We start from the raw sequence: 13,037 nt of genomic DNA on the forward strand, positions 1-13,037 counted from the left end.
TACTGTTAGGTTATTTTATCGGCAAACGTCGAGCGATTTCTTCGATAATATAAATGACAGGTACTTGACTCGCTGTATTGTAATCACCTGCAATGCGCTCATTCGACATATAATAAGAGATTGTTTCGACCGACATTCGGCTAATCGTTGCGTTCTCTTGGTTTGTTATACTTACAATTTGGCAGCCGTGTTGCTTTAATTTATCTAATAATAAGACTGTTTCTTCGGTTTCGCCTGAAACAGATAAAGCAATAACAACTGTTTTATGGTCCAATTCTTCCATTACTGGATAAAAAGGATCTTCGATGTAATGGCTAAATTTGCCATTCATTGAAAAATAACGTGCCCCATATTTTCCAATCGCACCTGACGTCCCAATACCAACGAACACAATTCGATTAGAATCACGTACTAATGATACGATGCGATTAACTTTACCATCAAAGACAGGGTTATCGATGTATTTAAAATAATTCATAATTTCCGAAATTGAATTTGATTCGCGACGTTTTTCTGTCTCTTTAGCCAAGCTCATTTTAAAACGAAAGCGAAATTCTGTATAACCTTCACAGCCCGTTTTTTTACAAAAACGCATCACAGTTGAAGTGGAAACATGTACCGCATCTGCTAGTTCACGAACAGTCATGTATAAAATTTCACGTGGGTGCTTTTGGATATATTCATAGAGAGCAAGTTCTAATGAGTTAAACTTTTGAATAATTTCATATGTAAACATAAAACCACTCCTTTACTTCGGTTGGTCGTGCTTTGAGCCTCTTGTACGGATAATGCCTTCTGCAATATAGTAAGCAATAATAATCCCCGCCAAAACAAGACTCAGTGTATAGCCAATTTGTTTTTGGAAGATTAGTAGCCCTAAGATAATCAATGTAAAGAAAATATTTCTTACTCGTTTTTTAGTCATAATGCCTCCTTAATTTTTAACGTTCGCCAGCCCACTCCGCATAAAATTGTTCAAGGTACGTTTCCAAAAACAAATGCCGTTGCTCTGCGAGTTTTTTTCCAGTTAGTGTATTCATTGTATCCTTTAAAGTCAGTAATTTCTCATAAAAATGCATAATTGCTGTATCTTCGTCATTTCGGTATTCTGCCAGTGTCATGTTTAGACGTGGTTGCGCATTCGGAAGATGCATCGGGCGACCTTTACTACCACTATATACCATCGTACGCGCAATCCCAATCGCACCAAGCGCATCAATACGATCAGCATCTTGCACCACTTTACCCTCGAGCGATAAAACTTTATCCGCATTACTACCACCTTTAAAAGACATATCTGCAATGATCTGCATAATTTGCCGAACAACGTTCTCTTCTAACTGTTGCTCAAACAACCAATCTAAAAGTTCAGTTTGCGCTATTTTTTCGTCAGCTACCAACTTGTCATCCACTGTATCATGAAGCAATGCAGCCATTTCACAAATAAACAGATCTGCCTGCTCTTCTTTTGCAAGCGTTAAAGTTAACTTTCGCACACGATGAATATGCCACCAATCATGACCTGTGGTATCTGCAGCTAACAATTGTTTTACATGTTGTTCGGTTGCTAACAAGCAGCTTTCTTTTATTGCGTTTGTTGGCATCATGCGCACCCTCTTTCAAAATGTCATCGTTTTCATTCCACTCTTACATTATAAGGCAAGCTTGTGAAAATAGAAACTGCTTCAACGCTAAAAAATATGACTTGTGTCCCCTACACGTTCATGCCATAATAAAACTATTAACTTGATAACTATCAAGAACCAGAAAGGATGTTGCATGATGGGAGTTTTAACTACATTATACGCCGTTGTAAATCAATTAGAGATGAGGGCGAAGATTTCCTAACAGTGCTTCTCCCTCAATTATGAGGAGAGATTATTTATGTACACACTAGAACAACTCGGATGGCACACGTTTTTCGAAGATACACTCACTGAGCAAGAACGCTCACGATTGGCACGCATAACTGTGACCGGACAAAATACTTACCAAGCATTAACGCTCGAAGGTAAAATAAACCTTAAATTAACTGGGAGCTTTTCACGTACGATCACAACAAAATTTGAGCTACCGGCTGTCGGTGATTGGGTGGTGACCGATGAAACAAAACAGGTGATCCATCGACGCTTACCGCGCCAAACAAACTTTGTGCGTAATATTCCCGGTGAGAAAGACGAACGTCAAGTAGTTGCCGCTAATATTGAAGAAGTTTGGTTGGTGATGAGCCTTAACAAGGATTTCAACTTGAAACGACTGAACCGCTATGTGACAACAGCTTGGGACAGTGGTGCTATCCCTGTGATTGTTTTAACAAAAAGTGATTTAGTGACAGACCTCGAAGATTACCTTGCCCAAGTTGAAAGTGAACATATGGGCATCGAAATTATTGCTTGCAGTGCTTTAAATGGGGCTGGTTTTGATCGTTTAAACAAGCGCCTTGTTGAGCACCGAACAATCGCGCTTGTGGGTTCATCGGGTGCAGGTAAATCAACGTTGCTCAATTATTTAGCAGGTGAAGAAATTCAAACAACGAGCGGTATTCGTGACGACGATAGTCGTGGCCGCCATACAACCACCTCGCGCTTTTTATTACCGGTCGGTGACGCTTGGATTATTGATACACCTGGTATGCGCGAACTACAGCTTTGGGCTGATTCAGAAAGCTTAGATACTACTTTTACCGATATCAAGGAACTGACTGCAAACTGTCGTTTCAATAACTGTACGCATAACAATGAACCGGGATGTGCAGTCACAGCGGCATTGACAGACGGAACTCTTTCGACACAACGTTGGGCTGAATATACGAAACTGCAAAAAGAACTGGCTTACCTTGAACGAAAAGCTAACCCCGTCAGTCAACGTCAGTACATGAAAGCGATAATTAAGAAGTATAAGAAAAAATAAAATGTTTTAAAATTATAATTATTTTCCACACTCAAAAACCACCCTTTTGGGTGGTTTTTTTGGTTCTCTATTAAACTGTTCAACTTTCTGTTTGTTTACACACCAACTAGCAGATAACATAAAAATAAGGCTTCATTTGATTTAAGAGATAATCCGGTTTGTTCATAAAACCGTTGAATGCGATATAACAATGTATTCCGATGAATAAATAATTTTTGGGCAGTATGAGCAATGTTCCCTTCATTTTTCCATAATTCCTTAATTAAAGAAACAGTATCAGGTTGTGCAATTAACACCTCTTTTAATTGTTGTAAGATAACGCTATCTGCCGTCATTTGACTCGCATGTTCTTTAAATAACAACTTAGGAATGTTCACAACACTATCTCCTGTTAAATGTTGTAAATGAACTTGAAATAAACGCTTTTCTTCTATAAAATAAGCGGGTAATTGTGGTGAAACATCATAATATGAACCGATCACACAACTTGAATGGGCATAAAAATCACTATCTAAGACCGTCAGTATTGACGCCAGACTTTCATCTGTTAGAGCATCCGTTGTTTTTTCTTCTACCAATACGCCACTCGTTTCAGTTAATAGAAAACGAGTGCGACGCCCTTCAAATAATGCATCGAATAAATTTAACCACTCCCCCATTTGTTGAGTGTTATCTGCAAAACGGACATCAAAATAGATACAACGTACGGGTGCAGATACCGAGGGAAGGATCGCAGTTTCTCCCGTTAAAAAGGCATGCCAAGGTGACCGTTTAATTGAAGGCTTTGAAACGATTTCTTGTTGGTAGAGCGAGGTCAACAATGCTATTTCACTAGCCGTTAAATCGGTCTCAGGAATGCTAAGATATTGCGTTTCATGAGGGATATTAATATGAGCCGGTAAAGGGTTTGAACCCGTTTTAGCCGTCGGATAGATGGTTAGTAATTTTGTAGGTGTCATGTGAATTCCTCCTTTTAATGTAAGCCTTTACATATTTGGTTAGTTTGCTACTTTTTTTGTGCGATGTGTCTATACGCTATTGTTTATTGGCATTATATACTAGTAATAGATAAAACAAACAAAGGGGTTTTTAAAATGGTACAAATGGCATTGCGTAATATTTATAAAAAGTATGACAACTCAGACGGTTTCGCAGTAACAGATTTTAACCTTGAAATTGCTGATCAAGAATTCATTGTTTTCGTTGGACCTTCAGGCTGTGGTAAATCAACAACCCTTCGTATGGTTGCTGGACTTGAAGACATAAGTGATGGTGAACTTTACATCGGCGATAAATTGATGAATGAAGTGGCACCTAAAGACCGTGACATCGGGATGGTATTCCAAAACTATGCGCTTTATCCACATATGAGTATTTATGATAATATGGCATTTGGTTTGAAATTACGTAAATACAGTAAAGCTGAAATCAAGCAACGAGTAACAGATGCTGCAGATATCTTAGGATTAACGGAATATTTGGAACGTAAACCCGCTGCATTATCAGGTGGACAACGCCAACGTGTTGCTTTAGGACGTGCGATTGTGCGTGATGCAAAAGTCTTTTTAATGGATGAACCACTATCTAACTTAGATGCTAAATTACGTGTAGCGATGCGTGCTGAAATCGCAAAACTACATAACCGTTTAAAAACAACAACAATTTATGTAACACATGATCAAACAGAAGCAATGACGATGGCAGATAGAATTGTTATTATGAAAGACGGATTTGTTCAACAAATCGGCTCTCCAAAGGAAGTTTATAACCACCCTAACAACGTTTTTGTAGCCGGCTTTATTGGCTCACCAGCAATGAACTTCTTCAATGTTGAATTGAAAAATGGTTACATTAGCACTGAAGGCGGCGACATGAACTTCCACGTGCCTGAAGGTAAATACAAAGTGTTAAAAGCACAAGGCTATGAAGGTAAAAAACTTGTTTTTGGTATTCGACCAGAAGATATTCATAACGAACCCTTAGTGTTAGAAACATTAGCAGAAAGTACAATGGACGTTGAAGTAGTCGTTTCAGAATTATTAGGCGCTGAAACAATGTTATATACTAAGATTGAAGACACAGAATTTGTATCTAAGGTGCCCGCACGCGACGATTATGAAGCCGGAGATATTATTAAATTAGCCTTCAACCTCAGCAAAGCACACTTCTTCGACACTGAAACTGAATTAGTAATTAAGTAGTGAAAGTGGAAACACCTCGTCGATTCTCTAAAAAATTGGAAAAATAAAAAACATTCATTAGACTAGAAATTTTAGTTAGGATAGACTGATTACCGAAAGAAAGCTAAGCTCATTTTACTTTATCGAAATTAGAATGGATTAAAAATCGAACGTGTTAGACTAGAAATTTCAGTTGAGGTAGGCTGATTCATGCCTACTAAAGCACTTAAATTTCAGGTCTCGTTATATTATTGAATCCCGTTATGAAATTTTGATACAGTAAGCTTAGTTTTTCTGGAGGAATGTCTATTTAAAACTTAAATGTCAGGTCTAATGTTTTTTTGTGCGTTTATGAAATTACTGACATTGTTGCGAAGCTAAAAGCTTACAAAGACAGTATGGGTGCTGACGTTGTGCGAAGCTATGAGCTTACAAAGACAGTATGGGACGGAGCGACAGCGAGTACCACTCCTTTGCTAATATCGTAGCGAATTCATTCGCTTTACGAGAGTACCACTCCTTCTGTTGATGTACTAATTTCCCATTTCACTCCTCATGTTTTTTCAACTACTCTTCATTACCAAATTGTTGGCGATAATCTCTTGGTGAAATACCGGATACATTTTTAAAGTTTTTATAAAAATAGCCTGTGCTGGTGTATCCAATTTTTTCACTAATTTCATTGATGTTATAATCCGAATGTAACAATAAATCTTTTGCTTTTGTGATGCGATAATGATTTAAATATTGTGAGAAACTCTTTTTTGTTTCTTTTTTAAAGAGTTGTCCTAAATACATCGCATTTAAATGCAATTGTTCAGCTACCTCTTTTAATGTTAAATCTGTGCGGTAACGCTCCATAATAATTTGTAAAACATGTTGTATATTAGGACTAAATTGTTTCACGTCAATTTCACGTTCCACTTGTTTAATACTTGTCTCAATTATTTTTTGCAGTTTTTGAAATGTTTTTATCGTAGAAATTTCTAGCAGCGCCTCTTGGTAAGCCACTTGATCTGCTTGGTTGAATCTTCGATAAATATCAGCCAGTGTCAAGAAGCTAATGTGTGTCACATAACTAGGTGTCATTTCTTGTTCATACATTAACGTGAAGATCGCTTGAACCTCTGCTTCTATCGTTGTCATTTTTCCCAGTGTCAGTGCATGATGTAACTTATCCAACGAAATTTCTTGTGGCACTTCTGATTCATCAAGGCTAGCGAGTAGTCGTTTTAGTTGTTGAACACCTGATAATTCGTAAAAACTACAGAGCGTTAATACTTGCTGCGCTTGCTCATAACTGTGTGCTACTTCTGTGTATGGTACTTCTGTTTTCCCTAGTCCTAATTTAAAATCAGCTTCCTTGAGTAATTCACGTAATTGCCGTAAAAAATCACGCAACTCATACTTCAATCCGCGAAAAACAATCATGAAAATATCTTCTTGGAAGAAAAAATACGGCTGTTTATTTTTCTTTACTAAATCCATTAAGAAACCATGGTGCTTTTCCAATCCTTTAAAAATCAATGCCGTATAGCGTTCATTTTCAATCGTGTAGCCATATGTCGCCATCTCTGTCACGAAGTTTTCCGTTACATTCGGCAGGTTCAGCCATTCTTGAATCAGTGTTTGAAACTGTTGCGGTTGCCCACTATTACTTGTTTCAATCATACTTATTTTTTCTACGATACTTTCAACATTCTTTAAAAGCTCGCTCTTATCGACAGGTTTTACTAAATAATTTTCGGCACCCAGTACCAAACCTTCTTTAACATAACTGAATTCTTGATAACCTGACATGATAATAAAATGGAAACGATAACCATCATTTTGCGCTTGTTGAACAAATTCAATCCCTGACATGGCTGGCATTGTTACATCAGTTATCACAATATCAACGGGATGTTCACGTATAAAATCAAGTGCTTCTTGTCCATTTTTAGCAGTACCGCTAATTTCAATGCCCATATTTTCCCAGTTGATAATTTTTTTCAAACCATTGAGTATCATATACTCATCGTCTACTAACAACAATTTATACATCAGTTATTTCCTCCTCAAAGGTTAGTCGTACAATCACTCCGCCTGACAAATTGTGATACAACACCATAGTGGCATTGTCTCCAAAAACTAATTTCAAACGATCGCTGACATTCATTAAACCAATAGATGTTTGGTGCCGTTCCTTGCTTACATCCTCTACTAATAAACGATTAACTTCCGTTAAACGCTCGTCCGACATTCCTTTACCGTTATCAATCACATCAATCACGACAGACGTGTTTTTACGATACACTTTCACGCTAATTGCATTATCAATCCGTGAGAAATCAATGCCATGTACAAAATAATTTTCAATAAGCGGTTGTACAATATATTTCGGTACCATCACATCATCTATTTCAGAATCCACTGTAAAGTGATAAGCAATCCGATCAGGATAACGCATTTGATAGAGGAAAACATATTTTTCACAAAATTCTAATTCTCTTTGTAGCGTCACCGTTTTTTCTTGCATCGTATTATTCCGAAGTAAACTCGCAAATGAGTATACAACTTCAGCTAACTCATCAACCCCTTCACTCACTGCGTACATGCGGATATATTCCAACGTATTATACAAAAAATGTGGGTTAATCTGTGACTGTAATGCCCTCATGTGCGCATCTTTTTGCTCTATTTCTAGCAAATAAATATCTTTCACCTGCTGATTAATATCATCCAACATCAGGTTGATGCCGACGGCAATTTCTTTCAACTCACGTTGCTTATTCTCTTCATTTATCCGAACCGATAGATTACTGTCAGTCACATGATTCATCGTCACTAATATATCCTCGACTTGACGACTATAAGCGCCAAATGTACGGAATAAAATAATCAATAAAATACCATCTAATAATAAACTTCCCATTAAAATCCAACTGTAGTTTTTAAAAGCTGCCTCGTAGATAATATTTTTGGGTGTTAAAACAACGACTTTTAAATTCGCACCACTTGCATTTTGTGTCATAAAATAGTTATCGTCTAACACATTCTCTTTCAAGGAAATGATACTTTTTAAATCTTTACGTGCATCAAGTGGTTTCGTGACTTTATTGCCAGTATAGCTATACATTAACTGGTCAGTTTGTGAATAAATCAGAATCTGTTGTTGCCGAGCGCCGCTCATTGAGGTGATAATATTTTTAATCATCGCCTCATCCGCAATCAACGAAAAAGTCCCCGTACTATTAATGCTTTCTGTTTGGGTAATCGGTTTGCTAATAACTAATTGATTTTTAGGCTGAGGTAACGCCTTAATTTTTTCACCAGCTTTTTTAGATTGATTTGAATAATAAGTCTCATCAAAATCATTTAACGAGACTTGGATACCACCAATACCTATTTGAAGCTGGTACAATTGCTTCACCATTTGTGGCCAATAACGTTGTTCTGTCCCTTCTCTTTTAAGAGTAGCTCGCAAATATTCTGCATGCCCAAGGTTAAAATACTCATAAAGATTTTCAATGCTTTTACTATCATTTAATAAATTATCAACAATTAAGTCTGTCTGTTGTTCAAGATTATTAACTGTATCCGTTAAAAAATTCGCCGTTTGTTCATTATCTTTTTGGGCATCTTCTACATATGTTTGGAAAATTGTATACCCTACAATTAACGTAAAAAGAGTGATGATTATAATCATCACCACTGCATAGATACGTAATAAAGTATTCATCAAGTTTGTTTGTTTCATATTATTCATCGTCCGCTGCAAGTTTATCCTCAATAATTGATACCCACTGTTTTGCTGTAAATATGCAGATGATTTGAATTAATGCCATCGTTGCAAACATGATTAATCCTGGGAATTTGTACGTAATAAATAATACAATCCCAATTCCAAAAATCAATTTAACAAGCATGAAAAAATTCGAATAAAATGTGATAAACGCTAATTTAATCAAATTCGCTAGCCCCATATCAAAGCGACTGTGTAGCACTAAACTGTAACTGTAAGTAACAAACAGACAGAAGAGTACAAAAACAAGTAAAAAATCTATTACGAGGAATAAGATACCTTGAACTTGCACTGATAAATAAAGGTTATAGCCAATAAATAAACTAAGTCCCGCATAAATTCCAAATAAAGCATTCCCACGTTTCCAGTTTTGTTTATAGGTTAACCAGGCATTCTTCCAAGTTATTTTTTTATAATCCCATTCATGTTCTGTGAAAAGTTGATTGATTGTTAAAAAGGCCGGGCCGATTCCAACAACAATTAACCCCATCACTGTCAATAATATGAAGTATAAATTCAACTTAATTATCACATAACACCGTATAAAGACATTTTCTAACATTTCACCAATCATTGTTATTCCCCTTTTCTCATATCCACTCTGCTGCTTAATTTTAGCATAGATATATTCGTTCGTAATACATATTCAGCAAATAAACTAAATGACAGGAAACTTGCGCATCCTGTCATTCGATTTAGCTACGAATACGCTTATTTAGCTTCTGCCATAAAAGCATCGTATTGTTTTTGCATTTCTTTTTGAACTTTAGAGAAGCCAGCTGTTTCCAGTTTTTTGTTCATTTCTGGTACTGCAACTGTTGGATCTAATGTTCCTGTGTTTAAGCCATCAAGGTATTGGCTCATCACGTTGTTTAAGTTACTGATTTCGTTTTTAACTGTTTCTGTGTTAAAGACAAAACCAAGAATTGGCGATTCAATTGCATCTTCAATCGATTTATCACGCGCTTCGATTTGTTTGTCTGTAATTGTTTCATCTGCATATAAAATCTTGTTGTTTGCAGTGTTCCATGCAGCCATGTGCATGTTTGGTTGGTAACCTTCTAATAATTTAGAACGATCATCTCCAACTTTTTCCCACGCTTCGCCTTCAACACCTAATACAAGGCCATTAAGCAATTCTGGATCTGAATTTAACAAACCTAAGAATTCAACTGATTTGTCGATGTTTTTAGAACCACTTGAAACAACAAAACTTGCCATTTGAGCAGCTTGAGTTGTTTTCAATGGTACAGAAATAGCTTTAGAAACAAGCTCTTGACCAGCTGCTTGCGTTAATATTGTATCACCATAATCAAAGGGTCCTTGTGTTTCTTGACGAGCGAACCAAGTTGATGAATCCAACGGATACTCTGTGTTACTTGTAGACGCATCTTTTGCAATGTAACCCGCTTTGTAGAAATCATGTAACGTTTGGTAAGCTGTCATCATCCCTTTTTCTTCAAATGGGTTGATGATTTTTTTAGTATCACCATTTAGATCAACACCAAACGGTAAACCATTACCTAAAGCAAAATCAAAACCTGCTTCAGCACGGAAACCTTGTCCGACTGCGATTGGCATTACTTTAGGTTCTTTTTCTTTAATCGTTTCTAATAATGGTTCAACATCAGCATATGTTTTTACTTTGCTAATATCTAAGTTATATTTATCAACGAATTTTTTATTAAATGTTAACATTTGTTGTGAAAAGATGTTTGCGTTTACAGGGAATGCGTACATTTTGCCATCAATCGTGTTACCTTTGATGTATGACTCATCGAGCATTTTGTAAGCAGCTTCTGCTTTTTCAGGTAATAACTTAGTCAAGTCAGCGTATGCACCTTTTTGAGCATTAGTTACATAGTTTTTAGCAAGCGCAATATCATAATTTTCTCCAGAAGATACAATTACAGACATTTTTTGCTCGTAATCACCCCAACCAATGTACTGAATGTTTACTTTCGCACCAATTTTATCTTCAATGCGTTTGTTAGCAATTTCCATTAATTGATCGTAATTTTTTGGTTTATCACCAATTTGGTACATTAACAATGTTGGTGTATCCCCTTTATCAGTTGTTTTTGCTTTTTTATCCCCCGATAAACTACCACAACCTGCTAATGCTCCTACTGCTAAAACTGTCACTAATGATGTTGCAACGACTTTACTCCACTTTTTCATCATTATACCCCCAATTTTTTTATTCTTTCACGCCACCAATTGTTAAGCCACTTACAAAGTATTTTTGGAAGAATGGATAGCTTAAAGCAATCGGCAACGTTGAAATTACTACCATTGCCATACGTGTTGCTTCTTTTGGTATCGCTTGAGCACCACTACTCAATGCTGTACTCATACTCGCATTTTGTGTCATGTACTCAATGTTAGCTTGAATCTTCATTAAAAGGTATTGCAATGGAACTAAATTGTCGCTTTGAATGTATAACAAAGCATTGAACCAATCGTTCCAAAATCCTAGTGCTGCAAACAAACTAATGGTTGCAATCCCAGGCACTGCTAAAGGTAAAACAATTTGACCGAAAATACGCAACTCGCTCGCACCATCAATACGTGCAGATTCAATGATTGCATCTGGCACCGTTCGTTTAAAGAACGTACGCATTACAATGATATTGAACGGGCTGATAGCCATCGGTAAAATCAATGCCCAAATTGTATCTTTTAAACCCAACATCGATGTCATAACAATGTAGTTTGGTACCATTCCGGCACTGAAAAGCATTGTGATTAAACAAGCGATTGTAAAGAATTTACGTAAGATAAAGTCTGGACGTGAGATTGCATAGGCATAAGTTGATGTGAACGTTGTATTAATCAACGTCCCTACAACTGTTACCATCACAGTCACAAATAATGATTGGAGCAATTGCTCTTTAAGATCCGCTAAATAGCGGTAACCATCTAAACTCCACTCGGATGGCCATAATGAATAACCATTCGTTACGAGAGAGTTTTCACTTGTCAGTGAGATGATTATTACGAAAAGAAAGGGAAATACGCATGATAAGGCAAACAACGCTAGAAACACATTAAAGAATATATCAGCTTTTTTTCCGAAGGAACGTACTCCCACTTTTTGTATTTTTTTCTTACGCATAGGTTCGTCTCTCCTTCTTTTTAGAATAATGCTGATGAATCATCTAGCTTACGCACGACTGCATTCGCAGCGATTAATAGAACACACCCAACAACTGATTGATACAATCCAGCTGCAGCAGCCATTCCAATATCTCCTGTGTTTGCTAAACCGTTGTAAACATATGTGTCTAGTACAGAAGTTACTTCGTAAAGCACCCCTGAGTTACGTGTTACCTGGTAAAACAGTCCAAAATCCGCTTTGAAAATATTACCCACTGAAAGAATTGATAAGATTGTAATTAACGGAATCAGTTGTGGTAAAGTAACGTGGCGAATTTGTTGCCACTTAGTTGCACCATCAACCATTGCTGCTTCGTAGTATGTTGGGTTAATACCCATAATCGCTGCGAAGTAGATGATACTGCTGTAACCAACGGATTTCCATACACCGAGTACAATTAAGATAAACGGCCAATATTTCGGTTCGTTATACCAGTTAATTGCTTCACCACCGAATGATGTAATCATTGAGTTAAGGAGTCCTTTGTCCGGGCTTAAGAAAGCGTATACAAAATAACCAATAATTACCCATGATAAAAAGTAAGGCAGTAACATTGATGTTTGATAAATCTTAATCATCTTACGTGAGCGAATTTCACTCAATACAACTGCAAAGAGGATCGCACATACCAAACCAATCAGGATAAACGCAATGTTATACAATAATGTATTTCTTGTAATTAGATAGGCATCTGACGAAGAAAACAAGAACTTAAAGTTATCAAATCCGATCCATGGGCTATTTTTCAAACTGGCAAGGAAGCCGTCTGGCGAATAGCGGAAATCTTTGAAGGCAACAATGTTTCCTAATACAGGAATATAGAAGAAGAAGATCATCCATATAAAACCTGGTAATGCCATAAATATTAATGCACGATGTTTATAACACTTTTTTAGCTTTTTTTTCATTTTTCCACCTCCCCCATAAATGAAGCGCTTACTTCTATAACTATCATAATAATTTACGCACTGAAAAGTAAGTCACAAAGTATAGGTATATCATT

At 36.7% G+C, this 13,037-nt stretch carries 12 protein-coding genes; 2 read left to right on the plus strand and 10 right to left on the minus strand.

What is annotated here, in order from left to right:
* Positions 1 to 10: 10 nt before the first annotated feature.
* The 3 genes from V6S17_RS07385 to V6S17_RS07395 are packed head-to-tail and all read right to left on the minus strand — an operon-like array spanning position 11 to position 1,607.
* Complete coding sequence (locus V6S17_RS07385) at positions 11 to 736, minus strand: MurR/RpiR family transcriptional regulator (protein WP_029092043.1); 726 nt, start codon at positions 734 to 736, stop codon at positions 11 to 13.
* Positions 737 to 748: 12 nt separating this feature from the next.
* Positions 749 to 925: a hypothetical protein gene (locus V6S17_RS07390; protein ID WP_154657743.1), complete on the minus strand. Its 177-nt coding sequence runs from the start codon at positions 923 to 925 to the stop codon at positions 749 to 751.
* Positions 926 to 941: 16 nt separating this feature from the next.
* A complete protein-coding gene (locus V6S17_RS07395; protein ID WP_244877112.1) occupies positions 942 to 1,607 on the minus strand; it encodes an HD domain-containing protein in 666 nt (221 codons plus the stop codon).
* Positions 1,608 to 1,884: 277 nt separating this feature from the next.
* Here V6S17_RS07395 and rsgA point away from each other — a divergent pair, with 277 nt between their 5' ends.
* The gene (gene rsgA / locus V6S17_RS07400; RefSeq protein ID WP_029092045.1) at positions 1,885 to 2,910 is read left to right on the plus strand and encodes a ribosome small subunit-dependent GTPase A; all 1,026 of its coding nucleotides are present in this window, start codon (positions 1,885 to 1,887) and stop codon (positions 2,908 to 2,910) included.
* Between the two features lie 95 nt (positions 2,911 to 3,005).
* On the opposite strand, the gene V6S17_RS07405 is transcribed toward rsgA, so the two are convergent.
* Complete coding sequence (locus V6S17_RS07405) at positions 3,006 to 3,869, minus strand: helix-turn-helix domain-containing protein (RefSeq protein WP_029092046.1); 864 nt, start codon at positions 3,867 to 3,869, stop codon at positions 3,006 to 3,008.
* Positions 3,870 to 4,004: 135 nt separating this feature from the next.
* On the opposite strand from V6S17_RS07405, the gene V6S17_RS07410 reads away from it, so the two are divergent.
* A complete protein-coding gene (locus tag V6S17_RS07410; protein WP_029092047.1) occupies positions 4,005 to 5,111 on the plus strand; it encodes an ABC transporter ATP-binding protein in 1,107 nt (368 codons plus the stop codon).
* A 546-nt stretch (positions 5,112 to 5,657) separates the two neighbouring features.
* Here the strand turns inward: V6S17_RS07410 and V6S17_RS07415 are convergent.
* From V6S17_RS07415 to V6S17_RS07440, 6 genes are all read right to left on the minus strand, one after another.
* On the minus strand, positions 5,658 to 7,133 hold the full coding sequence (locus tag V6S17_RS07415) for a response regulator transcription factor (RefSeq protein ID WP_029092048.1): 1,476 nt from the start codon (positions 7,131 to 7,133) through the stop codon (positions 5,658 to 5,660).
* Positions 7,126 to 8,829, minus strand: coding sequence for a sensor histidine kinase (locus tag V6S17_RS07420; RefSeq protein WP_069124605.1), 1,704 nt, complete (start codon positions 8,827 to 8,829; stop codon positions 7,126 to 7,128). Before V6S17_RS07420 ends, V6S17_RS07415 begins: the two co-directional genes overlap by 8 nt.
* Position 8,830: 1 nt before the next feature.
* Positions 8,831 to 9,448, minus strand: a complete 618-nt coding sequence (locus tag V6S17_RS07425; RefSeq protein WP_029092050.1) for a YesL family protein — start codon at positions 9,446 to 9,448, stop codon at positions 8,831 to 8,833.
* A 137-nt stretch (positions 9,449 to 9,585) separates the two neighbouring features.
* Positions 9,586 to 11,058: an ABC transporter substrate-binding protein gene (locus tag V6S17_RS07430; RefSeq protein ID WP_232515086.1), complete on the minus strand. Its 1,473-nt coding sequence runs from the start codon at positions 11,056 to 11,058 to the stop codon at positions 9,586 to 9,588.
* 16 nt (positions 11,059 to 11,074) lie between these two features.
* Positions 11,075 to 11,992, minus strand: a complete 918-nt coding sequence (locus V6S17_RS07435) for a carbohydrate ABC transporter permease (RefSeq protein WP_029092052.1) — start codon at positions 11,990 to 11,992, stop codon at positions 11,075 to 11,077.
* A gap of 20 nt (positions 11,993 to 12,012) precedes the next feature.
* Entirely contained in the window at positions 12,013 to 12,942 is a 930-nt protein-coding gene (locus tag V6S17_RS07440; protein ID WP_029092053.1) for an ABC transporter permease, read from the minus strand.
* Positions 12,943 to 13,037: the final 95 nt, after the last annotated feature.

This window comes from Brochothrix thermosphacta DSM 20171 = FSL F6-1036 (assembly GCF_036884295.1).
Lineage (GTDB): Bacteria > Bacillota > Bacilli > Lactobacillales > Listeriaceae > Brochothrix > Brochothrix thermosphacta.

Coding starts and splice junctions, on each gene's coding strand:
- V6S17_RS07385 (WP_029092043.1), bottom strand. CDS start 736: ATGTTTACATATGAAATTATTCAAAAGTTTAACTCATTAGAACTTGCT.
- V6S17_RS07390 (WP_154657743.1), bottom strand. CDS start 925: ATGACTAAAAAACGAGTAAGAAATATTTTCTTTACATTGATTATCTTA.
- V6S17_RS07395 (WP_244877112.1), bottom strand. CDS start 1,607: ATGATGCCAACAAACGCAATAAAAGAAAGCTGCTTGTTAGCAACCGAA.
- rsgA (WP_029092045.1), top strand. CDS start 1,885: ATGTACACACTAGAACAACTCGGATGGCACACGTTTTTCGAAGATACA.
- V6S17_RS07405 (WP_029092046.1), bottom strand. CDS start 3,869: ATGACACCTACAAAATTACTAACCATCTATCCGACGGCTAAAACGGGT.
- V6S17_RS07410 (WP_029092047.1), top strand. CDS start 4,005: ATGGTACAAATGGCATTGCGTAATATTTATAAAAAGTATGACAACTCA.
- V6S17_RS07415 (WP_029092048.1), bottom strand. CDS start 7,133: ATGTATAAATTGTTGTTAGTAGACGATGAGTATATGATACTCAATGGT.
- V6S17_RS07420 (WP_069124605.1), bottom strand. CDS start 8,829: ATGAAACAAACAAACTTGATGAATACTTTATTACGTATCTATGCAGTG.
- V6S17_RS07425 (WP_029092050.1), bottom strand. CDS start 9,448: ATGATTGGTGAAATGTTAGAAAATGTCTTTATACGGTGTTATGTGATA.
- V6S17_RS07430 (WP_232515086.1), bottom strand. CDS start 11,058: ATGATGAAAAAGTGGAGTAAAGTCGTTGCAACATCATTAGTGACAGTT.
- V6S17_RS07435 (WP_029092052.1), bottom strand. CDS start 11,992: ATGCGTAAGAAAAAAATACAAAAAGTGGGAGTACGTTCCTTCGGAAAA.
- V6S17_RS07440 (WP_029092053.1), bottom strand. CDS start 12,942: ATGAAAAAAAAGCTAAAAAAGTGTTATAAACATCGTGCATTAATATTT.